Annotated in this window: 24 protein-coding genes and 3 pseudogenes; 21 read left to right on the top strand and 6 right to left on the bottom strand. The window is 35.8% G+C overall.

From position 1 onward, the window contains the following. Positions 1-48: 48 nt before the first annotated feature. Complete coding sequence (locus BAOM_RS12710) at positions 49-645, bottom strand: NADPH-dependent FMN reductase (RefSeq protein WP_127760569.1); 597 nt, start codon at positions 643-645, stop codon at positions 49-51. A 222-nt stretch (positions 646-867) separates the two neighbouring features. On the opposite strand from BAOM_RS12710, the gene BAOM_RS12705 reads away from it, so the two are divergent. Together BAOM_RS12705 and BAOM_RS24425 are read left to right on the top strand one after the other, a co-directional pair. After that, positions 868-2127 carry a glycosyl hydrolase family 18 protein gene (locus BAOM_RS12705; RefSeq protein WP_127760568.1) on the top strand — a complete coding sequence of 420 codons (1260 nt, stop codon included), beginning with the start codon at positions 868-870 and terminating at the stop codon, positions 2125-2127. A gap of 309 nt (positions 2128-2436) precedes the next feature. Further along, positions 2437-2607, top strand: a complete 171-nt coding sequence (locus BAOM_RS24425) for a hypothetical protein (protein ID WP_164853216.1) — start codon at positions 2437-2439, stop codon at positions 2605-2607. Between the two features lie 459 nt (positions 2608-3066). Here the strand turns inward: BAOM_RS24425 and BAOM_RS12700 are convergent, their stop codons facing one another. After that, positions 3067-3651, bottom strand: coding sequence for a TetR/AcrR family transcriptional regulator (locus BAOM_RS12700; protein ID WP_127760567.1), 585 nt, complete (start codon positions 3649-3651; stop codon positions 3067-3069). A gap of 153 nt (positions 3652-3804) precedes the next feature. Here BAOM_RS12700 and BAOM_RS12695 point away from each other — a divergent pair, with 153 nt between their 5' ends. Both BAOM_RS12695 and BAOM_RS12690 read left to right on the top strand, forming a co-directional pair. Continuing rightward, positions 3805-4539: a glucose 1-dehydrogenase gene (locus tag BAOM_RS12695; RefSeq protein WP_127760566.1), complete on the top strand. Its 735-nt coding sequence runs from the start codon at positions 3805-3807 to the stop codon at positions 4537-4539. 177 nt (positions 4540-4716) lie between these two features. Beyond that, positions 4717-5472, top strand: a complete 756-nt coding sequence (locus BAOM_RS12690) for an SDR family NAD(P)-dependent oxidoreductase (RefSeq protein ID WP_127760565.1) — start codon at positions 4717-4719, stop codon at positions 5470-5472. A 548-nt stretch (positions 5473-6020) separates the two neighbouring features. On the opposite strand, the gene BAOM_RS12685 is transcribed toward BAOM_RS12690, so the two are convergent. Next, a complete protein-coding gene (locus tag BAOM_RS12685; RefSeq protein ID WP_257467708.1) occupies positions 6021-6257 on the bottom strand; it encodes an SDR family NAD(P)-dependent oxidoreductase in 237 nt (78 codons plus the stop codon). 406 nt (positions 6258-6663) lie between these two features. Between BAOM_RS12685 and BAOM_RS12680 the strand changes: the two genes are divergently transcribed. The 9 genes and pseudogenes from BAOM_RS12680 (at position 6664) to BAOM_RS12640 (ending at position 11510) form a co-directional block, all read left to right on the top strand. Then, positions 6664-6972 (top strand): metal-sensitive transcriptional regulator, encoded by a 309-nt coding sequence (locus BAOM_RS12680; RefSeq protein WP_306821256.1) that lies wholly within the window; start codon positions 6664-6666, stop codon positions 6970-6972. 61 nt (positions 6973-7033) lie between these two features. Further along, positions 7034-7381: a rhodanese-like domain-containing protein gene (locus BAOM_RS12675; protein WP_127760563.1), complete on the top strand. Its 348-nt coding sequence runs from the start codon at positions 7034-7036 to the stop codon at positions 7379-7381. A gap of 24 nt (positions 7382-7405) precedes the next feature. Next, a complete protein-coding gene (locus BAOM_RS12670) occupies positions 7406-7690 on the top strand; it encodes a rhodanese-like domain-containing protein (RefSeq protein ID WP_127760562.1) in 285 nt (94 codons plus the stop codon). 47 nt (positions 7691-7737) lie between these two features. Beyond that, complete coding sequence (locus BAOM_RS12665; RefSeq protein ID WP_180319783.1) at positions 7738-8301, top strand: sulfurtransferase TusA family protein; 564 nt, start codon at positions 7738-7740, stop codon at positions 8299-8301. Between the two features lie 29 nt (positions 8302-8330). Then, positions 8331-8726, top strand: a complete 396-nt coding sequence (locus BAOM_RS12660) for a DsrE/DsrF/DrsH-like family protein (RefSeq protein ID WP_127760560.1) — start codon at positions 8331-8333, stop codon at positions 8724-8726. A gap of 116 nt (positions 8727-8842) precedes the next feature. Next, positions 8843-9957 (top strand): annotated as a pseudogene (locus tag BAOM_RS12655) (MBL fold metallo-hydrolase). Between the two features lie 113 nt (positions 9958-10070). Continuing rightward, on the top strand, positions 10071-10298 hold the full coding sequence (locus BAOM_RS12650) for a sulfurtransferase TusA family protein (RefSeq protein WP_127760559.1): 228 nt from the start codon (positions 10071-10073) through the stop codon (positions 10296-10298). A gap of 100 nt (positions 10299-10398) precedes the next feature. Then, positions 10399-11041: pseudogene (locus BAOM_RS12645) on the top strand (sulfite exporter TauE/SafE family protein). A gap of 79 nt (positions 11042-11120) precedes the next feature. Continuing rightward, entirely contained in the window at positions 11121-11510 is a 390-nt protein-coding gene (locus BAOM_RS12640) for a DUF302 domain-containing protein (RefSeq protein ID WP_127760558.1), read from the top strand. Positions 11511-11878: 368 nt separating this feature from the next. Here BAOM_RS12640 and BAOM_RS12635 read toward each other — a convergent pair whose 3' ends face one another. Further along, positions 11879-12586 (bottom strand): IS6 family transposase, encoded by a 708-nt coding sequence (locus BAOM_RS12635; RefSeq protein WP_127760557.1) that lies wholly within the window; start codon positions 12584-12586, stop codon positions 11879-11881. A 495-nt stretch (positions 12587-13081) separates the two neighbouring features. Here BAOM_RS12635 and BAOM_RS12630 point away from each other — a divergent pair. From BAOM_RS12630 to BAOM_RS12610, 5 genes and pseudogenes are all read left to right on the top strand, one after another. Beyond that, positions 13082-13242, top strand: a pseudogene (locus BAOM_RS12630) (acetyl-CoA C-acyltransferase); the annotation flags it as partial. A 326-nt stretch (positions 13243-13568) separates the two neighbouring features. After that, entirely contained in the window at positions 13569-14849 is a 1281-nt protein-coding gene (locus BAOM_RS12625) for a Glu/Leu/Phe/Val family dehydrogenase (protein ID WP_127760556.1), read from the top strand. 126 nt (positions 14850-14975) lie between these two features. Next, positions 14976-15170, top strand: a complete 195-nt coding sequence (locus BAOM_RS12620) for an aspartyl-phosphate phosphatase Spo0E family protein (protein ID WP_127760555.1) — start codon at positions 14976-14978, stop codon at positions 15168-15170. An 85-nt stretch (positions 15171-15255) separates the two neighbouring features. Further along, entirely contained in the window at positions 15256-16629 is a 1374-nt protein-coding gene (locus BAOM_RS12615; RefSeq protein WP_127760554.1) for an aspartate aminotransferase family protein, read from the top strand. A gap of 198 nt (positions 16630-16827) precedes the next feature. Beyond that, positions 16828-17688 (top strand): MurR/RpiR family transcriptional regulator, encoded by an 861-nt coding sequence (locus BAOM_RS12610; RefSeq protein WP_127760553.1) that lies wholly within the window; start codon positions 16828-16830, stop codon positions 17686-17688. 172 nt (positions 17689-17860) lie between these two features. On the opposite strand, the gene BAOM_RS12605 is transcribed toward BAOM_RS12610, so the two are convergent. Next, the gene (locus BAOM_RS12605) at positions 17861-19144 is read right to left on the bottom strand and encodes a cation:dicarboxylate symporter family transporter (RefSeq protein WP_127760552.1); all 1284 of its coding nucleotides are present in this window, start codon (positions 19142-19144) and stop codon (positions 17861-17863) included. A gap of 118 nt (positions 19145-19262) precedes the next feature. After that, complete coding sequence (locus BAOM_RS24420; protein WP_164853215.1) at positions 19263-19412, bottom strand: hypothetical protein; 150 nt, start codon at positions 19410-19412, stop codon at positions 19263-19265. Positions 19413-19730: 318 nt separating this feature from the next. Between BAOM_RS24420 and BAOM_RS25545 the strand changes: the two genes are divergently transcribed. The 3 genes from BAOM_RS25545 to BAOM_RS12595 all read left to right on the top strand — a co-directional run bounded on the left by BAOM_RS25545 (position 19731) and on the right by BAOM_RS12595 (position 21532). Beyond that, positions 19731-19949: a nitrilase-related carbon-nitrogen hydrolase gene (locus BAOM_RS25545; protein ID WP_373995297.1), complete on the top strand. Its 219-nt coding sequence runs from the start codon at positions 19731-19733 to the stop codon at positions 19947-19949. Beyond that, the gene (locus tag BAOM_RS12600; protein WP_373995341.1) at positions 19862-20458 is read left to right on the top strand and encodes a nitrilase-related carbon-nitrogen hydrolase; all 597 of its coding nucleotides are present in this window, start codon (positions 19862-19864) and stop codon (positions 20456-20458) included. Before BAOM_RS25545 ends, BAOM_RS12600 begins: the two co-directional genes overlap by 88 nt. A gap of 636 nt (positions 20459-21094) precedes the next feature. Beyond that, entirely contained in the window at positions 21095-21532 is a 438-nt protein-coding gene (locus BAOM_RS12595) for a hypothetical protein (RefSeq protein ID WP_257467241.1), read from the top strand. The last annotated feature ends 85 nt before the right edge of the window (positions 21533-21617 follow it).

Below are 21617 nucleotides of genomic sequence, written 5' to 3'. Positions count from 1 at the left end.
TAGTTCAAAATCTTCATTTTTGATTCCTTTTTAAAATCGTTTCAGGTTTTATCGCAAAGTTTTTAATGCACCACTCCAGGCAACTACTTCTTCAAGCATTGCATTAACGTTGTTAAGGTGGTGTTCAGCTGGTTTGAATTCACTCATTTTTCTAAAATCTGTAAATAAGGAGAGGGTTGGATGTGTCCGTACATCTGCTATTTTCAATTCTGCGCAGATTCCACGCAAATGTTCAGCAGCTCGTGCTCCACCTGTTGAACCATAACTTACGATTCCTGCTGCCTTGTTGTACCAATTTTCTCGAGCAAAATCTAGTGCATTTTTTAAAGCACCTGTAATGCTATGGTTGTATTCCTGAACAATAAAAACAAAACCATCTAGACTAGCAAGTTTTTCGTTCCAAGGTCCTGCTTCTGAACCATCAGTTATCCCCAAAAATGGTAGGTTGTAATCCGCGATATCGACGATTTCATAATCTGCATCTCCTCGCTTATCAGCAATCCCCTTTACCCATTTTCCAACTTGTGGGCTCACACGTCCTTGCCATGTGCTTCCTAAAATGATCCCAATTTTTAATTTTCCGTTTGGCATTTTTTCTATCTCCTTTTCTGATGAACCTCCAAATAGTTTTGAGAAAAACCTCATTTATCTGTTTTGAAATTTTTGCACCAGAACCTCTTTTCTAAGAATTGCTTTTGAAAGCCGCTTATAATCATTAAAAAAATACATCTACATATAATTTTTGTTATAAAGAGGAGTTTTCTGCAGTGGGGCTAATCTCTTTATTTTTTTGAGTTTCCTTAAAGGCGGTAAGGTGGGGATTATACAGGTTCATAAACTGAGATTTATATATGAAAGAGGTGCCATATGTTTATTTACATTGTTAAAACGGGGGACACTTTATATTCCATTTCGACGAAATATCGAATTAATATGGATAGTATAAGAATCCTGAACGGTTTAAAAACAGATCGCTTGGTACCAGGGCAGGACCTACTCATTCCGACAGATGTGTATATTGTCCAGCCTGGAGATTCGCTATACACGATCTCTCAAATGGCTTTGGTCCCAATTGAAACAATCCGCTTATATAATAGGCTTCACTTTGATGAATTGATGGTTGGGATGAATATCTATTTGCCGCCAAGACTTAAGTATGAAGCAGAAGGACTCAGTTATATCACGCCTTCTACCCCAGAAAAGAATATAGCCAATGTCGAGACATTTGCTTCAATTAATACGTATTTTGGTGTATTTGAACATCATATTCTTGAAGATGGAAGCTTAAGTACACTTGATGATCAACAACTTATCAGATTATTAAGGGAAAATAAAGTCGCCCCTCTTGCAGTAATTACAAATTTAACAGAGACTGGATTCAGCCCTGAATTAACCAGGAAAGTATTAAATAATCCGGAGGTAAGACAACAAGTTATTAATAATATTTACAATTTGGTGAAGACAAAAAATTATGCCGGAGTAAATATTGACTTTGAAAGAATCCGTGAAGGAGAAAGAGATATGTACAGCGGTTTCTTGCGTGCGTTACGAGATCGATTAAAGCCTGAAGGATATTATACTTCTGTAGCCGTACCAGCGAAAACAAGTGATGAAATACCTTGGTTGAAAGGATATGATTACGGAGGCATTGGATCTGCTGTTGACTTTGTTTTTATTATGGCCTATGACTGGCATGAAGTGAGCAGTCCGCCGGGTCCTGTCGCTCCTATACAAGAAGTAAGGAAAACCATCGAGTTTGCTCAAAGATTTATGAGAGGGAATAAAATCATCCTTGGGGTCCCACGTTATGGATATGACTGGACGATGTCAAATGGAACTGCTTTAAGTGCACGTGCTGTTTCCGTTGCCTCTGCTATTGAGACAGCTATGAAATATCAAGTTCCCATTCAATATTCCGTTGCAGATCAGCAGCCTTTCTTTAGCTATCGAGACGAGGCGGGTACAAGACATATCGTTTGGTTCGAAGACTCGAGGGCTCGTGCCCAAAAGCTGCAATTGGTTGTAGATTATCGTTTAAGGGGGCTTGGAGCTTGGCAAGTAGGATTGCACTTCCCTCAATCGGCCTACTTAGTAAAAGAATTTCTGACTCAAAGAAGAGTGATTTAAACTAAAACAAGAACAGGGATATTTTTCAATAGGGACTATATACTTGAAAAGAACCTGCTGTCGAGCAATTTTGTTCAATAGCAGGTTCATTTGTTATTCCTACATATGTTCATCGGAAATAATACATATTGAAAACTACCGATAAATTGTACGTTTCCAATAATGATATGAGGTAGTTGGTAAGCTGGTTGTAGAGGATTATAACTATTGTTGAGCGAACTGGAGTTTTAGAATAAAAAATAAGAAAGAGAAAATACATGATACCCTTTTAGGGATTATAAAAAATTCGAAACTGCTGGCAAATGGGTCGTGAAAAAAGGAAAAAAAGTTTGGCAATCAGGAAAAAAAGTCGTAAGAAAAATTAAAACTAGCTTTGTTATTCCGAAAGAGGCAACAAATACTCTTAAATATGTAAAAAAGGGTTCTGGTGCAAAAATTTCAAAACAGATGCAAGTAATCTTCCAAACTTGGACATACTGATACTATTACTCTAAAAAAGGACAGACTCTCCAAAGGGAGAAGTCTGTCCAAAATCAAAAAGAATTCATCCATCAACTGTTTGGACTAGTTACTTAAGACCAGGGGTCACTAGAAATCTTTCGCTTTTTTATATTTTCTTTAAGTATTTGCACCAAAACCTGATATTTCTCCTTTTAATAAATACCTCATTTACTTATGATATGGTTCACCGTGACTCATCTAAATGAGGTTTTTTTATCATAAAATCTCTATCTTCTTTCCAAAGTTAACCTTAGTCTCGAAGTATTCAATAAAAGCTGAAAAATCATATTGAAATATCAAAACCCAATTTTGGGCCTCTTATTTAGAGTCTCCGAAAATCGGGTTTTATTTGGAATTAGATCTGTAAGTTCTAATCCCACTGGCTAATTCCGAATTTATATTGTCTACATTAAAGATCGCGACGCACAAGCACTTATTTCATTCTTCAAGAACAATCGCCTCTTTAAACATCTTGTTTTGTAGATACGCTAATTTTTTCGCCATCACTTTAGGAGAATCTTTGAAATCCTGCTGAATCCAATACATAAAAAAGCCGAGGCTTCCATATGTTAAAAAATAGTTTAATGCAGGAATTTCAATTTCTGTTGTCTCACTTAGTCTTAGTTCGGTGCTAGATATTTGTACTATACTTTCACAAAATTGATTTTGCGATCCTGGGACCACTTCTCCTTTTAAAATGAGTGAAAAAACAAATTGATTTTGATATATAAATTCAAAAAGAGGGAGATGTAGGTGCTCATCATCTGACGAAAAGCGCTCTAAATTATGATAGCCTTTACGAAAGTAAGTAATTAATTCCTTTAAATAATCATCGAATATCGCAGCTAATAAAGCGTGTAAATCCCTATAATGCGAATAAAAGGTGACGCGGTTACATTGAGCATATTGCGCTACCTCTGTAATGGAGAGATCGTTTAATTCCTTTTCTTTCAATAATTCCAATAATGCATGCTTTAATTTTTTTTGCGTCCTCGCGGAGCGGCGGTCTTCTTTTTTTGTCATAGGTTATGGTTATCCCCCAATTATTTATTAAAAAAATAGTTCTATTAATTATGACATCAATCTTTTTATTAGACAAATCTCTCATTATCTGTTAATTTACAAATGTCGTCTATTTTTATTTTATTACAATAGTATTTATAGGAGGAATAAAACATGGCTCGTTTAGACGGAAAAATTGCGATTATCACTGGTGCTGCTCAAGGGATGGGTGCATCACATGCACGGAAATTTATCGAAAAGGGTGCGAAAGTCGTTTTAACAGACTTAAATGATGAAAAAGGAAGTGCCCTAGCAGCAGAACTTGGCGAAAACGCTTTGTTCGTTAAACACAATGTCACAAGTGCTGATGATTGGGCAACGGTTGTAGCCGAAACAGAAAAAGCCTTTGGTCCGGTAAATGTTTTAGTTAACAACGCTGGGATTACTATGGCAAAATCGATATTAGAGGTAACGGAAGAAGAATACCGCCGCATCGTCGACATTAACCAAGTTTCCGTATTTTTAGGAATGAAGGCCGTTATCCCGTTTATGCAAAAAGCCGGCGGCGGTTCTATCGTCAATATTTCATCCATAAATGGAATTGTTGCCGGTACAATCGGTTATACAGATACAAAATTTGCCGTACGTGGTATGACAAAAGCAGCTGCAATCGAAGGTGCTCATTACGGAATTCGTGTAAACTCTGTGCACCCAGGAGTTATTGCAACCCCAATGGTTATTCAAGAAGATACAAAAGCAGCAGTAGAAGAATTCTCTAAACATATTCCTTTAAAACGTGTTGCACAATCAGAAGAAGTTTCAAGCTTAGTGGTTTACTTAGCCTCTGATGAGTCAAGCTATTCAACAGGAGCTGAATTCATCGTTGATGGCGGCTTAACAGCCATGTAATGCAAGCATAACTTAAAGAACTCCCTGCCGTTTCAAACTGGAAGGGAGTTCTATATTTAGCTTCTGACGAATCCAAATTTATTACTGGAATTGAATTAATCATCGACGGCGGCTCTATTTTACATTAATTATTTATTATTGAACATGAAGAATATTTAACTTAGGAGGATGTTTAGAGTGGGTAAATTACAAGATAAAGTAGTTATTATTACTGGTGGTGCTGGTGGTATCGGCAGTGGGATGGCAAAAGCGATGATAAAAGAAGGCGCAATCGTAACTATCGTAGACGTAAATGAAGGAACCGGTAAAGAAATGGAAAAAGAATTGCAAGCCTTTTCTCCACAATCAATGTTCCTTCAAGCTGATTTAATGGATCGAGAAAATCTTGGTCAAATTATTAAAACAGTTGTTGATAAATACGGTAGATTAGATGTTTTAGTAAATAATGCCCATGCTGCGAAACAAATAACAATAGAAGAAACAACACAAGCAGATTTAGATCTATCATTTGGTACTGGATTTTATCCGACATTTTATTTAATGCAAGCTGCACTACCATACTTGAAGGAATCCAAAGGAAATATCATTAACTTCGCATCGGGTGCGGGTCTTGAGGGACATGAAACACAAGCAGCTTATGCTGCTGCTAAAGAAGCGATTCGTGGGTTATCACGTGTAGCAGCAAACGAATGGGGCAGATTCGGTATTAATGTAAACATAATCAGTCCACTCGCTAACTCTCCAGGTGTACAAGCATGGGCTAAAGCACAGCCTGAATATTACGAAAGCGTTAAAAGCAAAATTCCAATGGGCCGTTTTGGTGATGTAGAAAATGATATCGGCCGTGTTGCCGTATTCTTAGCTTCTGAGGATTCTCAATATATTACTGGTCAAACAATCATGGTTGACGGCGGCTCAATAATGCTTCACTAATATTGTAGGAAACTTTTCTGGTAAAGAAGGATTTTTAACACAAAGATGCTGTAATCAAAAAGCGAGGGGAATTGGATACATCCAATTCCCTTTTCGAATTTTTTATGATGTTTATGCTGCTTCACCTAGATTTGAAACCTCACTTACTTATGATAAGGTTCTCCGTAACACTTATAACAGCGAAAGTTTATTCATAAAATAATTAAAACTATGGGATGTACAAACAATTTTTATAGCTACTTTATTCGGATATTATCCCTAATTTATGTTATTAAGATGATCAATTACATACCTAGTATCATTTTTAAATCCTTCGTCACCAAGTAGATTGTGTTGTCCATCATTAGTTCACGAATTCTTATAATAAATAGTTGTTTTAGAATAAATAACAAAATCACCTTTTTGAATTCTAATTACTAATATTGTATCAACTTCTAATGGCTTACCATAATATTCTTTAGCATCCCAAAATAAAGAAACGAGCACTTATAGGAGTGCTTGTTTCTTTGGCTAAAAAAGGGATAAGCTATTCAGGAAATCGACTCGAATTATCTTGCAGTAGCTCCACCGTCAATAACGAACTCTGCCCCCGTTGTGAAAGAAGATTCATCAGATGCAAGGAATACAACTGCATGTGCAACTTCTTCGGTTTTGCCCATTCTTCCTAGTGGATATGCATTATTTAATTCTTCTTTCGTACGTCCAGTTGCTTCTGAAGCATAGTTTGTCATTGCTGTTTCAATATATCCTGGATGAATAGAGTTTACACGTACCCATCTGACAATCTTTTATTAATTCTGTAGCTCCTTGGATATAATTTTTCGTCAATCATGTATGTATCCCCCTTCACGTTTCTAAGTACCTATACTGTATCATAGGGTGAGAAAGAGGGAAAATTTTTCAGGGTTTAGAGTTTTGTATGTAAAGCAAAGTTTATCCGTTTTGATTAAAGTGGCACCTGTGCTCTGACAATAAAGTTGTTTAAAAACACCAGGCATGCTATTCAACAATCGGGCCATATTGTGGAGTAATGCTTTAAAGGAATTGGATTTGTAAGTATTTGTGAAATTTTGTACTTAAAGTAACAGACAGTTTTATTTAATAAATATATAAAGTATTAGTTCATGTATTTGGGATAATTTAAATTTAAACTATTTTTTTGTTGACATTATACCCTGTGGGGTATAAGATGTGACTATCAGCAATGACCAAACAATTGAGAAGGAGGCGGCACAATTGAATTCATATGATGATAAAGTCAAAAATCGAATTAAACGAGTCGAAGGTCAACCTCGGGGAATATTGAAAATGATGGATGAAGGAAAAGATTGCAAAGCCGTCATCACTCAGCTTTCCGCTGTTCGTTCTGGTGTGGATGGTACAATAGCTTTAATCGTTAGTCAAAACCTACTTGAATGTATCCAAGATGCAGAGGGTGACGAGCAAGCACTGAATGATTCAATTCAAGAAGCTGTAAATTTATTTGTAAAAAGTCGTTAACTAGTTCGACGTATTATTTTAAATAAAATAATACCCCTCGTGGTATATAAGGAGAGATTTAATGGAGATTTGGTTAATTATTGCAGTTGCGATTGTTTTTATCATTTGGCGTATGCGACCCGCTAAAGGAATAAAAACTATATCGACAGATGCATTAAACGGGATAGTAAATGATAAAGATAAAGTATTTATCGATGTAAGAACACCTGGCGAATATAAATCTCGAAGTATTCGTCAGTTTAAAAATATTCCATTAGGATCGGATTTTTCGAAACTTCCAAAAGACAAAGAAATTATTGTGATTTGTCAAAGTGGAATGCGTAGTGCACAAGCTTGCAGACAATTAAAAAAAATAGGATATGAAAACGTCACAAATGTTCGTGGTGGCATGAGTGCCTGGAGAGGTTAAAAATTGATTTAGGGGGAAAATGAAATGAAAGAAATTACTGAAAAAGAGGTTCAACAACGTATGGAAAATAGTGAAAAGCTAAATCTAATTGATGTCCGTGAAGTGGATGAAGTACAAGCAGGTCATATTCCTGGCATTACGAATATTCCACTTGGATTACTTGAATTCCGTACGCATGAACTTGATAAAAATAAACCTTATATTATGGTTTGCCGTTCTGGTCAAGCAACACAATATTTAGAAAGTCAAGGTTTTGATGTAACAAATATGACTGGTGGTATGCTTTCTTGGGAAGGGAAAGTTGAATAATTTTTTCGGAAAAATAATACCCATTTAGGTATATGGAGGTTTTAGGAATGTCAATAAAAGCAGATGTAAAGTTAGACTGCAAAGGGCTTGCATGTCCAATGCCGATTGTTAAAACGAAAAAGGCAATGAATGATGTAAATGATGGTCAGATCTTAGAAGTGCAAGCTACAGACAAAGGTTCTATTGCAGACTTAAAAGCATGGTCTGAAAGTGTTGGACACCATTATATTGGCACTAAAGAAGAAGATGGTGTATTACTACATTACATCCGTAAAAGTGGCGATGACCATGGATTAGAAAAGAAATTTGAAAATACGATTACCAATGAAGAAGTAATCGAACGCGCTACTAACGGTGGTATTATTCTAGATGTTCGTGAAGAAGCAGAATATGCATTTGGCCATATTGAAGGTTCTAAATCCATCCCAATGGGTGAATTAGAGGACCGTTTAGATGAATTAGACAAAGATCAAGAAATTTATGTGATTTGTCGTACAGGAACACGCAGTGATTTAGCTGCACAGAAACTAACGGAAAAAGGATTTACGAAAGTGTATAACGTCTTACCAGGAATGGGTTCTTGGAACGGCGATTTATCAAAAAAAATATAAAAACTTAAATTAACTGGAGGAATTTTATTATGTCTAACAAAGTAGCAATTATTGCAAGTAACGGTGGATTATTTGACGCTTATAAAGTATTTAATATTGCAACGGCTGCAGCCGCAACAGAAAAAGAGGTTGCCATCTTCTTCACATTTGAAGGACTTAACTTAATTCATAAACAAGCTATGCAACAATTGCCGATGCCAGCAGGAAAAGAACATTTTGCGGAAGGATTTGCAAAAGCAAACGTACCGAGCATTTCACAATTAGTAGAAATGGCGCAAGAAATGGGCGTGAAATTTATCGGTTGTCAAATGACGATGGACGTCATGGGCTTAACAAAAGAAGACTTTATTGATGGTATTGAAGTAGGCGGAGCTGTAACATTCCTTGAATTTGCGAAAGATGCATCACCAACATTAACATTCTAATACCAAAGTAGTTAATTTGTGCAACGCCTAATATTAGATAGCAAGGGAATACTAGTGGAAGGAAATACCCTTCCACTTAAAAAACAGAAAAACAATACCTATGGGGGTAATTGAATATGACAATCATTAAAATGACAGCAGCACAAGTTGCTCGTAAAGTTATTGAAAATCAACCGTTATTTATTTTAGATGTACGTAACACAGAGCTTATGAAGACTGGCGAATTGAAGGACCCAGCTTTGATTATTTAAATATTCCTTATTTCGATTTATTAGATGGTGTAGATGAAATCATCCCAAAACTTCCGACAGATAAAGATATATTAGTTGTTTGTGCAAAAGAAGGTTCGTCAAAAATGGTGGCAGAAGTAGGTCGCGATGTGTTCTACCTTGAAGGTGGCATGAAGTCTTGGAGTTCATATCTTGAACCAATTAAAGTAGGAGACTTAACTGGAGGCGGAGAACTTTATCAATTTGTTCGTCTAGGGAAAGGCTGTCTTTCTTACATGGTGATTTCTGAAGGGGAAGCAGCGATTATTGATGCGGTTCGTTTCACAGAAGTGTTCACAAACTTTGCGGAAGAAAAAAATGTTGAAATTAAATATGTATTTGATACTCACTTACACGGAGATCACATCTCAGGTGGCCGGCATATCGCTGAGGCAACAGGGGCTACTTATTACTTACCACCAAAAGATGCAGAAGAAGTCGTATTCGATTACACAGCTCTTGAAGATGGTTTAATAGTGAAAATTGGTGCCTCTCAAATTGAAGTGGGCGCACTTTACTCACCAGGTCATACAATTGGTTCAACGTCATTCATCGTTGATAGCAGGTATTTATTAACTGGTGATATTTTATTCATCGATTCAATCGGTCGTCCGGACTTAGCAGGTCTTGCAGAAGATTGGGTAGGCGATCTTCGCGAGACATTATATCGTCGTTACCGTGAACTAGCACAAGACTTAATTGTTTTACCAGCACACTTCATGATTATCGATGAACTGAATGAAGACGGTACAGTGGCAAAACGTCTAGGTGATTTATTTGCAGAAAACCACGGTTTAAATATTGAAAGTGAAGAGGAATTCCGTCATGCAGTAACGGATAATTTACCCCCACAACCAAACGCGTATCAACAAATTCGTCAAGTAAACATGGGGAAAATTACTCCTAACAACGATGAACAAACGGAGATGGAAATCGGTCCAAACCGATGTGCAGTACGCTAAATGAAGTGTAATGAATATGCGTGTATAATTCTTACACATAAATTCAGGAAAGGGACGGTGTTAATCCGCTCCTTCATCTGTGAAAAATTGTTATTAAAAAGGAGAATTTTAAAATGGAATCAACAAAAGTGTTAGATGTAAAAGGAATGTCTTGTCCTATGCCAATTGTACGTACAAAAAAAGAAATGGACACATTACATTCAGGAGATATTTTAGAAGTTCATGTAACCGATAAAGGAGCTTTAGCAGATATGCCTGCTTGGGTAAACGCAGCAGGACATACAATTGTAGATCAAAAAGAAGAGGCAGGTATATTAACGTTCTTCATTAAAAAATCGTAAAACAAAAAGTGAGTTGTAGTTCGACTCACTTTTTTCTCTACAAGTAATCGGTTGGATTCCATAATACTTAGTTCTACTATATTAGAAGGAAGGAAACAACATGGATATTTATTATGTGTTACTTCTGTTCGCCATCGGTTTCATCGGGTCATTTCTTTCTGGGATGCTCGGTATCGGTGGTGCTATTGTTAAATACCCCATGCTTCTGATGATTCCACCACTGTTCGGATTTCAGGCTCTAACAGCACATGAAGTTTCCGGAATTAGCGCATTTGACGTCTTATTTGTATCCATAGTGGGTGTCATTGGATTTCGAAAGGGTGGTTATTTAAATAAATCGTTAATTACTATTATGGGTATTTCGGTCTTAATTGGTACATTCATTGGTAGCTTCGGATCACAACAATTAACGGAAGTTCAAATAAACATTGTATACGGGATATTAGCATTATTAGCAGTAATTATGATGTTTATTCCTAAGAAACAAATTGATGATATTCCTTTAGATGAAGTGACCTTTAATAAACCGCTTGCAGCTAGTTTCGCTTTCATTGTCGGAATTGGTTCTGGGATCGTAGGGGCAGGTGGAGTATCTTCCAGCGATTATTGTGATTATTGCTGGTTTAATCGCAGCGCCTATGGGTACAAAGATTAGTAAAAGAATGAATACCAAAGTATTACAAGCTATTTTAGCTGTTTTAATTTTAGGTACAGCCATAAAGATTTGGATAGATATTTTATAGATGATGCTAATCAACTATGTCTGTACATAAATCTTTCTTGAAAGCGAACAATATTACAAAAGAATTGGAGGAGGATTTTATGGATTTTCATTATACAGTTGTAACTGATAAAACAATTGATGAAGCTATTTCATCTATTGAACACAATTTAAAAGAAAATAAATTTGGTGTTCTTTGGCAGCTCAACTTGACTGAAACTCTTCAGAAAAAGGGGGTAAGTAGTTATACAACGCCTTACAGAATTCTTGAAGTTTGTAATCCAGTTGAAGCTGGACGTGTTCTTAGTCACAATTCTTTAGTAGGATACTTTCTGCCATGTAAAATTACGATTTATGAAGAAAAAGGAAAAACAAAAATTGGGTTACCTAAGCCAACTGCTATGATTGGTTTATTAAACGATACTGAATTAGAAAGTATCGCACAAGAAATCGAAAAAATACTTATTGGTGTTCTGGAGAAAAGTAAATAATAGAATATTTGTAGCTTTGTAAAAAAGATTTATCACTTTTAATAAAGTCTAAATGCACTTAGACTATCATTTTTCTTACATTCTTTGTGGTGATTCATCTCTTCTTATACTTTTTCTCATCTTTATTTTTTTCGATATATAGGGGCTAAGAAAAAAAGTAACGAAACGTTGATTTAGTAAAATAAAACGGTAAGGTTTTGTCAGTTTGACGAAACCCCTTTAACTATAGAAGAGATTGTGAAAGAACGCACTAAACTACTGGCACTTTTGGTATCTTTACTTACATTAAATACGGTAGAAAAATCGGTTCTGGTGCAAAGATTGCATTTGTTTGAAAGAGGTATATAGACTCCTAATGGAATCTGTTCTTATGCAGCCATTCCAAATAGTTGATGAATGAACTTCACTTGATTGTGGACAGACTTGTCCCGTAAAGCAAGTTGTCCTTTTTTAATGATATGCATCGCTTCTATTCCCGAAAGAATAGATGTAGCTGTCCGAAAAGATTTCAATCCTAACATCGAACGAACTCTCTTTTTAATAAAACGATGATCTTGTTCCACAATGTTATTGAGATATTTTACTTGCCTTATTTGGATGCCTACGGGCATCTTTTTCTCTTTCTTCAACTCTTCAATCGCCAGAGGATAGGATGGGTTCTTGTCTACTGTGATAACACGAGGCTTTGAAACATGAAAAGACCGCAAAGCTTTCTTGAAAAAGCGCTTTGCAGCCTTATGATCTCTTGTTTTGTTTAAATAAAAATCAATCGTATTTCCTTCTGAATCAACGGCACGATATAGGTACATCCATTGACCTTTGACTTTTACATACGTCTCATCGACTCGCCAAGAATCATTGGTTGGCTTAAGATGACGCCGTACTCGCTCATCTAATTCAGGAGCATACTGATGAACCCAGCGCATGATGGTTGTATGAGCAATAGATAATCCGCGTTCTTCCATCATTTCGACTAAATCACGAAAACTAAGGTTGTACCGTAGGTACCATCTCACAGTTAATAAAATAATATCAGGTTGATAATGTTTCCACTTGAATAGATTTTGCTTTTCCATACTGATCACGTCCTTTTTTTAGAGTGATAGTATCAGTATGTCCAAGATTTAGAGATTAGTTTCAAGTTAGCTAGAATTTTTGCACCAGAACCGGAGAACGTCTCCTGGCACTTCACGCTGAGTTCACAGGGGTTAACCTCCCTGCCAGTCTTTTTTTAATAGAGGAAAAGAACTGCCAGTCTCGCGCGAAGGGGACAGAGAAGAGCATTCGAATTAGGAGAATCATTGACATCATGGTGCTTTGCGGTCTATGGTAAGAACCCTGTCACTATGATATATAATGAAGTAAGATAAATAAAAGTGGACTGTTCGGTTTTACCGTTCAGTCCATTTTTATTTCATTAGGGTTTGCCCTATTCAGAAGAAAGCAATTTATTGATTTTAAAGGCTCTAAAGGTTCTCAAATACACTTATCAAAATAGGTTATGTGGAATTTAATCCCATAGTGGCCCATGAAACCCAGAATCGTTTCCGTACCCCAATAGCTGGAATCGACCCAAAAAAGTAAATGTCAATGGTGGTGCAGTTGCTCTCGGCCATCCAATCGGGCCAGTGGCGCACGTATCATTTTAACTCTTGCTTATGAATTGAAACGTAGAGGCGGTGGTATAGGTATTGCGGCGATTTGCTCTGGTAGTGGCCGGACGCGATTATGATTGAAGTGCCTGGTAAATAAGCTTTGTAAAAAGCGCTCCATTTTCTTGGAGTGCTTTTTTAGTATTGATTAATTTATATATATGGCTTTGAGGATTTTCAATGGAAAATATGGAAAAATACATCTTATTAGACTTGACTTTGTAATATTTATTTCATATCATAATCTGTAATGAAATAAATATTAAATTAATCCGAAGGGTGATTTTCTAAAAAAATAAAAACCCAATATTTAGAAAGACTTACTTTAGTTGTGGAGATTATAGGTTTTGTTTTTCCTCATCAATTTAATGTGCGTATTGAAAATTATACTGAAGGGGTAGAAGAAATGAATTCTAAAGTCGAAAAGCACTATGAACAATCCGTTGATGAAAATTTAAATGTTCTTAATCGTACACAGCGAATTATAAAAATGGCGCTAGAAGAAATGAGAGAAAAAGATGGGAAATATGAGTTATTGAAAGAGCCTCTTCGATCTTTGAGCGTAAGGATTCCTGTAAAGATGGATAATGGTACTGTAAGTGTATTTACAGGTTATCGGGCGCAACATAACGATGCAGTAGGACCAACAAAAGGTGGCATTCGCTTTCATCCGGATGTAACAGAAGAAGAGGTGAAGGCCCTCTCGATTTGGATGAGCATTAAATGTGGAATTATGGGTGTTCCTTACGGTGGAGGAAAAGGTGGAATAAAGTGTGATCCACGTAAAATGTCATTTGCAGAATTGGAAAAATTAAGCAGAGGGTATGTTCGGGCAATTAGTCAAATTGTGGGGCCAACGAAAGATATCCCAGCTCCTGATGTATTTACGAATTCTCAAGTAATGGCATGGATGATGGATGAGTATAGTCATATACGTGAATTTGATTCTCCAGGTTTTATTACAGGGAAACCCATCGCATTGGGTGGTTCTCTTGGAAGAGAATCTTCAACAGCGCTAGGAGTGGTAATCGCAACCAAAGAAGCAGCAAAATTAATAGGTTTACCTATAAAAGAAGCACGAGTTATTATTCAGGGATTTGGAAATGTAGGTAGCTATGTCGCTAAGTTCTTTCATGATGTCGGAATAAAAGTAGTTGGCATATCAGATGCGTTGGGCGCTTTGTATAATCCTGATGGTCTTGATATCAATTTTTTACTAGACAATAGAGATTCATTTGGGAGTGTTACAAATCTTTTTGAAAATCGAATTACCAATGGAGAGCTGTTAGTTCAAGATTGCGATATTCTTATTCCTGCTGCGATTGAAAATCAGCTAACAGAACACAATGCTAATGATATTAAAGCGAAAATTGTCGTAGAAGCAGCAAATGGACCGACAACATTGCGTGCTACTGAGATTTTGAGGGAGAACAATGTGTTGCTTGTTCCAGATGTGTTAGCGAACGCAGGAGGCGTAGTTGTTTCCTATTTCGAATGGGTGCAAAATAATCAAGGTTATTATTGGTCAGAACAAGAAGTGAATGAGAAGTTGGAACTGAAGTTGGTGGAGGCATTTTCAAGAGTGTATACTACATCAATCCGAAAGAATGTGGATATGAGGTTAGCTGCTTATATGGTGGGGCTAGAACGGATGACTAAAGCAATTGAATTTCGCGGCTGGGTCTAAAAATTTATACCTATTTAAATGGAATGTTTTATTAAACGTAAAATAATTTTTTCTTCTCTTATAAATGTTGATTACAAAAATAGTTGTTTATCAATAGTTAAGGATAGATGATGAAGGGAATTTGTAATGACTTCTATAGAGATAAGTGAATTAGAAGACAGAATCAAGCAATTGAAAAAAGAATTAGTCCATATTGCTGAAACAACTGACTTGAATAGCTCTGAAACCATTTATTACAGTCAGGAATTGGACCAACTCATCACGATTTACCAAAAACTTTCTTATACAAACATGTTGTTAAATGGAAATAAGATTACTTGAATATTCAAAAATATACGAAACCATTGTTGTTACACAATAAATATTTCGAATAAAAATTTGAATTTTTATAGGGGAGATGTTCATTATGGTAGTAGAAAATAAATCTCTATTGTCAGAAAATACAAAAAAATCAGCTGAATTATTTGAAAAAGCTTGTGAAGTGATTCCTGGTGGTGTCACAGCACATATTAAATACTTTGATCCACACCCATTAATGATGGAAAAGGGAAAAGGTAGTAAGTTATATGATGTAGATGGTAATGAATATATTGATTATCTATTATGTTATGGAGCTCTTATTTTAGGTCATGGACATCAACAAGTATTTGAAGCTGTGACCAAACAAATGATGGAGTCTGGTACAACTATTTTCGGTACACCTCACAAGATGGAAACAACAATGGCAGAAAAGTTAGTAGAATTATATCCTGGTATTGAAATGGTTCGTTATACGAATTCAGGATTAGAAGCAACACTTCTAGCTATTCGTACTGCTGTGGCTTATACTGGAAAATCCAAAATAGCAAAGTTTGAAGGGCATTATCATGGGGGATATGATCAAGTATTAGTGAGTGTTAACCCTGATATAGATAAAGCAGGAGAAGCAACAGCCCCTAAAGCAGTTGGAGAATCAAGAGGATTACCAGATTACTACATTGAAAATACCATCGTTCTTCCGTTCAATGATTTAGAAGCGACAGAAAGAATTTTACGTGCCCATGCACATGAATTAGCAGGTGTTATTTTAGAACCAGTTCAAGGAGGATTTATTCCTGCTGAACAAGAATTTATGGATGGTCTTCGTAAATTGACAGAGGAACTTAATATTGTGTTGATTTTTGACGAGGTAAAAACAGGGTTTAGAATATCCATTGGAGGGGCACAAAAAATTTATGGTATTAAACCAGATATTACGGCTTTAGGAAAAGTACTAGGTGGTGGATTCCCTGTAGGGGCTATCGGGGGTAAAAAAGAAATTATGATGATTAGCTCAGCTAGAGGCGGGCGTGATATTTTAACAGCTGGAGCAGAAAATACAGATAAACAAGATCCTTTATATCATAGTGGAACATACAATGGTCATCCAACCGTACTAGCTGCTGGTTTAGCAACTATTAACGTATTAGAACAAGAAGGAACAATGGATGAGTTGTTTGCTAAAACACAATCCTTACGTAAGCAACTAGAGGCTGTATACAAAAAACATGGTTTAAAAATGCAAACAGTAGGTATGGGTAGTATCTTTAATATCATCTTATCCGATAATCCAATTAAAAATTATCGTGATATGAGTCAAGCAGATACGAAATTAAGAAAAGAAATTGATTATGAGTTATTAAAATTGGGCGTTTACACGAAGCCTCTTAATCGTTATTCGATGTCTGTTGTGCACACGGAGGAAGACATTCTTCGAACTGTAGAAGCTCATGACGAAGCTATTAGACGAGTCTTAAAATAATTACGGAGTGTTAGAATTATATTTTAAGAGACCAGATCAAAGTGATTGTACTTTTGATCTGGTCTTTTTATCATTTAATCCTTACAGATTAGCTTGACAAAAAAGGATGAAAAAACCTATTGTTTAATTATAATCATATATAATAGGGATTAAGATACTCCTAAAAATAAAATACTATAAAAAGGAGCACTCTTTTTTATGTCAAATGTCTACCAAAATATCGCTGGACAAATAGGGGAAATGAGTAAGTCCCATGTAAAAGTAGCTACATATATATTAGAGAATCAAACAACGGTTCCTTTTTTAACAGTGGGAAAGTTGGCGAAAATGGCTGGGGTTAGTGATGCCACTGTTGTACGGTTTGCAACTTCGCTTGGCTATTCAGGGTATCCAGAGATGCAGCAGTATATGCAGAGTTCTGTTCAGCAGCAACTAACAACGACGGATCGATTGAAAATGTCCCAAAAAGTATACAATAGGGGAAATTCAGGGGTCTACGAAGTTTTTCAAGATGATATTGCAAATATAAAATCCACTATGGAGAAATTGGATGAAGCTGAATTTTATAAAGCAGTGGAATGCTTATTACAGGCGAGAAGAGTATATGTTATCGCTAACCGTAGTGCTATTTCCCTTGGTGTGTTTTTACAGTATTATCTTCAAATAGTTTTGAATAATGTGGAGATGTTGCAGTCTTTAGAGGCTTCATCAGAAAAATTATACAATTTAAGTGAAGAAGATGTGGTGATTGGTATAAGCTTTTCTCGATATACGAAGAGCACGGTTCAAATGTTTTCCTTTGCAAAAGAAAAAAATGCGAAAACAATCGCTATTACTGATAATTTACTCTCACCACTTATTCCTCATGCTGATATTCCGTTGACAGTGTCTAGTCAAATGCCCAGCTTTATTGACTCCTTTGTTGCACCATTAAGCCTGATTAATGCTTTAATTATGTTTGTTGGAAAAGAGAAGCAGGAGGATATACAAGACCGATTAGAGGTATTAGAAGATATCTGGAGCCATTTTGATGTTTTCCAAAGAGGGAAAATGGAATAAGAAGAAGCCTTACTCTTCCTTTGTGGAAGGGTAAGGCTTTTTGATAGGATCAATAATTATTCTGCTTCTGATTGTTTTAGTAGGGACAAATCTTTGGATAGTTTGCTTTTTTCCTCTGAACTATCAATTTGCTTTTTGCCGAAAAAATGATTCAACACAATGATAATAATTTTTATCTAATCATAGACTGCTTTTCTTCATTAGCAGTATGGATAGGTTGGATTCTTTGAGGTTGAAATTGATTCTCCCATTTAGAAATAACAACTGTTGCTAGTGAGTTTCCTATTAAATTAACAGCTGTACGAGCCATATCTAGAATTCTATCAATACCAGCAATAAAAGCTAACCCTTCTATAGGAATTCCTACTGCTCCTAGAGTTGCTAATAGTACAACGAAAGATGTGCCTGGAACAGCAGCAATACCTTTAGAAGTTAACATTAGAACAAGCATGAGTGTAATTTGTTGGGTAATTGACATTTCTATTCCATACATTTGAGCAATAAAAAGAGCTGCTAATGCTTGATACAATGTTGAACCATCCAAATTAAATGTGTAGCCAGTTGGAATAACAAACGATGTAATAGCTTTTGGACATCCATAGCTTTCAAGCTTTTGCATCACTCGAGGTAAGACCGTTTCTGAACTAGCTGTAGAATAAGCAAGCATAATTTCGTCTTTTAATAAGCGTATTAAAGAAAAGAGTTTAATATTTATAATTTTCGCAATAATCCCAAATACAATTAATACGAAGAATAACATACTTCCATATACAAGAATAGCTAACTTTCCGAGGGGAATGAGTGAAGATAAACCAAATTTAGATACGGTAATTCCAATTAAAGCAAATACACCAAATGGGGCCAATTTCATTACTTGATTGGTTACCCAAAACATGGCATCTCCTACCCCTTTGAAAAACGAGAGCACAGGTTTTCCTCTTTCCCCAATTGCTGCTATGCCCGTTCCAAATATAACAGAAAAGAAAACAATCGCTAACATGTCACCTTGTGCTAAAGCATTAAAAATATTGGTTGGAACAATATTTACAAATGTATCAACGAAACTATGACTCTCCACATTTTCAGTAGTTTCTACATACTGAGTAATATCTGTTTTGGACAATTGATCCATATGGATCCCCGCGCCTGGTTGAAAAATATTACCGAACAATAAGCCCACCACAATAGCGACCGTTGTAATAATTTCAAAATAGAGAATAGTTTTGAACCCTAGCTTTCCAATCTTCTTTAAGTCTCCTACTCCAGCAACACCAACAATGATAGATGCAACTACAATAGGTACTACAATCATCTTAATGGCACGCATAAAAATATCAGCAATAGGCTGCAGATAAGTGGCTACTTGATCATTTCCATAAAAAATAGCTCCAACTGTAATACCACATGCTAATCCAATCAAAATTTGGTAGGCTAAAGAAATCTTAACTTTTTTCATACATTTCCCCCTGATTTAAAATGAATGTTTCAAATTTTTAATAAAAAGAATTATTTATTTCATGATGGGCTTCTTTTTTTAAAAAAGCAATCTTTATGTGAGATTTTCTTACACGTTTTTAAATCGAACTTAAAATACCAAGCCCGATTTTGTGTATGGCAACGTCACTTCCTACAAAAAGTCCTGCACCGATGACGCCTCCAATAGCAATCATTGACATGTGACGAGCACTGAGCGACTGTTCTAACTCATTCTGTTGTTTCTTCATATAAGACCTCCCAAAATAATAATTTGCAAACGTTTTTAATGCGAAAAACTAATTATCTAAACAAAAACAGGAGTAACTTTATTACATAATACACAATTTTTAGAATTTTTGAAATAAAAAATTCAAAATTAATTACAAAAAGAAATTTTTATTGCTTGAGTAATAAAAATAAAATATGATTAAATTAGATATAAAGTTCAAAATAGTCTGAAAATATTCATTTTAGAAAAGGATGTGCTTTGGATGTTGAAAGTTGCCGCGGTTCAAATGCAAGCTTTCCCTGGTTAGAGGGATAAAAATATTGAAAATTGTATAGAAATGGTGGAAGAGGCAGTTAAGCAGGGAGCTGAACTAATTGTATTACCTGAGCTTTGGGTGAGTGGTTATTATTTATCCAAGGAACAATTCCAATTGTTGCAAGAGGTGCCAACTGGGGAGACCGTTTCCTTATTTCAAAATCTCGCAAAAAAATTAAGAGTAGTGCTAATCGTACCTTATGTAGAGGGGGAGAAAATGGAAAGCTTTACATTTCTCTAGCAGTTATTGAGTCAACAGGGGAAGTTATTGCTACCTATAGGAAATCATTTTTGTGGGGAAGGGAGAAGGAAATTTTTACTCCTGGTGACAGAGCTTACAATGCAATTGACACATCCAAAGGGAAGATAGGTGTTCTTATTTGTGCAGATATTGAATTTCCTGAACCGAGCCGAATTCTTGCTCTTCAGGGTGTGGAACTTATTATTGTTCCTTCTGTATGGAGCTACGGGGCTGAAACAAGATGGGATATTCAACTTCCTGCACGTGCACTCGATAATACGGTTTATATTCTTGGCGTGAACACAGTAAATGAGGGAAGCTGTGGAAAGAGTAAACTTGTTGCTCCGAACGGTGAGGTCCTATGTGAAGCATCAACAACAGAGCAGAGTATTCTAATTCATGACGTAGATTTTTCAATTATTCCAGATGTACGCAAAGAAGTTCCTTATCTAGATGATTTGGACAAGAAATTATGGCCAAATGCTGCGTTATTTGAAATGAAAAAATAGTCTTCTTCTTTTTTAGAAATAAAATGTATAGAAGAAACTCGCCAAAAAAGGTAGCCTTTGCTTAGGAAGCAAAGGCTATTGTATTGATATCAAGCTAAGTTATACTCGTTTCAAAAGTGCACGGTGTAGCGTGGTTGGTTATTATGAAAGCGAAGATTACCGGAAATGATAATCTGAGTAAACGTATTTTAGTAGTTCTAGATGGTGGGTTAAGGGTTTCAGAGATCCCAGAGCGTTTTAAATCAAGTAAAGAAGCTGTCTCGTTTTAAGCAGATGCTCCTGTTTCTAACAAGTTTCTTCTATAATTAGTTGAAAACCTCCTGCTTGTTAAGAGATTTTCTTTTTTCTGGCTCGATATGTACGTTTGAAACGTTTATACAGGTGATGTTAATTTGAGGAGGGATGGTACTTATGTAAGTTGTGTTATTCCGTTAAAGGGCGCGTTTATTTAGGAACGCGTCTTTATTATTTAAAGGGCCAGATAATTGAATAAGAATCTCAATCAAAATTGGTATTAATTAACCTCAGTATGGTGAGTTTGTGAAGAATGATATTTAAACTAATGTTACAGGTTTAACAAGAATATTTAGTAATGCTATAGTTGGAAATAAAAGTAAAAAATAAGGGGAGGATTTTTTGAAACTAAAATTTATGGTTTTTATTTTCTTGAGTATGCTTATTTTAGTTGTGGGTTGCTCTTCAAATGAAACAGTTGAAAGTAAGTTGATCTTACCTAAAGATATACCAAACTTTGTCGAAGAAAGTGATTTTGATAAAGTTGATTGGGATAGAAAAGCCGTGATGTTCAATGACAATATTATTGGAAATGAAAATAAATCAGGTGTTATTGGTGCTGATATGCCAAGTATAAACATCGACCAAAAGTGGATGTGGCACCTTTGGGGTGTTGAAAACCTCCGAGATACCGAACTAACGGTCGTTGGTTTTCACAGAGAAACAGGAACTGTCCATCAAATTATAACAACAGGTTGGACGATAGGTCTTGGAGGAGAGAATAATGGGGCAGATGCACACGCACCTTCAAGTGTGAACATTCCAAAGTCAGGAGAATAGGCAATATTGCTTTATACTGATGGAAAATTATTCGATAAATTAGTTTACGAAATAAATGAATAATGAGTATTCTTTTTTAACGAAA

The sequence above is a fragment of the Peribacillus asahii genome (genome assembly GCF_004006295.1).
GTDB lineage: Bacteria > Bacillota > Bacilli > Bacillales > DSM-1321 > Peribacillus > Peribacillus asahii_A.
This window is presented reverse-complemented; position numbering and strand designations above follow the sequence as displayed.

What these genes read in the sequence shown, in the direction of transcription:
- BAOM_RS12710 (WP_127760569.1), bottom strand. Translation starts at nt 645, where the DNA reads ATGAGGTTTTTCTCAAAACTATTTGGAGGTTCATCAGAAAAGGAGATA.
- BAOM_RS12705 (WP_127760568.1), top strand. Translation starts at nt 868, where the DNA reads ATGTTTATTTACATTGTTAAAACGGGGGACACTTTATATTCCATTTCG.
- BAOM_RS12700 (WP_127760567.1), bottom strand. Translation starts at nt 3,651, where the DNA reads ATGACAAAAAAAGAAGACCGCCGCTCCGCGAGGACGCAAAAAAAATTA.
- BAOM_RS12695 (WP_127760566.1), top strand. Translation starts at nt 3,805, where the DNA reads ATGGCTCGTTTAGACGGAAAAATTGCGATTATCACTGGTGCTGCTCAA.
- BAOM_RS12675 (WP_127760563.1), top strand. Translation starts at nt 7,034, where the DNA reads ATGGAGATTTGGTTAATTATTGCAGTTGCGATTGTTTTTATCATTTGG.
- BAOM_RS12670 (WP_127760562.1), top strand. Translation starts at nt 7,406, where the DNA reads ATGAAAGAAATTACTGAAAAAGAGGTTCAACAACGTATGGAAAATAGT.
- BAOM_RS12665 (WP_180319783.1), top strand. Translation starts at nt 7,738, where the DNA reads ATGTCAATAAAAGCAGATGTAAAGTTAGACTGCAAAGGGCTTGCATGT.
- BAOM_RS12660 (WP_127760560.1), top strand. Translation starts at nt 8,331, where the DNA reads ATGTCTAACAAAGTAGCAATTATTGCAAGTAACGGTGGATTATTTGAC.
- BAOM_RS12650 (WP_127760559.1), top strand. Translation starts at nt 10,071, where the DNA reads ATGGAATCAACAAAAGTGTTAGATGTAAAAGGAATGTCTTGTCCTATG.
- BAOM_RS12640 (WP_127760558.1), top strand. Translation starts at nt 11,121, where the DNA reads ATGGATTTTCATTATACAGTTGTAACTGATAAAACAATTGATGAAGCT.
- BAOM_RS12635 (WP_127760557.1), bottom strand. Translation starts at nt 12,586, where the DNA reads ATGGAAAAGCAAAATCTATTCAAGTGGAAACATTATCAACCTGATATT.
- BAOM_RS12625 (WP_127760556.1), top strand. Translation starts at nt 13,569, where the DNA reads ATGAATTCTAAAGTCGAAAAGCACTATGAACAATCCGTTGATGAAAAT.
- BAOM_RS12620 (WP_127760555.1), top strand. Translation starts at nt 14,976, where the DNA reads ATGACTTCTATAGAGATAAGTGAATTAGAAGACAGAATCAAGCAATTG.
- BAOM_RS12615 (WP_127760554.1), top strand. Translation starts at nt 15,256, where the DNA reads ATGGTAGTAGAAAATAAATCTCTATTGTCAGAAAATACAAAAAAATCA.
- BAOM_RS12610 (WP_127760553.1), top strand. Translation starts at nt 16,828, where the DNA reads ATGTCAAATGTCTACCAAAATATCGCTGGACAAATAGGGGAAATGAGT.
- BAOM_RS12605 (WP_127760552.1), bottom strand. Translation starts at nt 19,144, where the DNA reads ATGAAAAAAGTTAAGATTTCTTTAGCCTACCAAATTTTGATTGGATTA.
- BAOM_RS24420 (WP_164853215.1), bottom strand. Translation starts at nt 19,412, where the DNA reads ATGAAGAAACAACAGAATGAGTTAGAACAGTCGCTCAGTGCTCGTCAC.
- BAOM_RS25545 (WP_373995297.1), top strand. Translation starts at nt 19,731, where the DNA reads ATGGTGGAAGAGGCAGTTAAGCAGGGAGCTGAACTAATTGTATTACCT.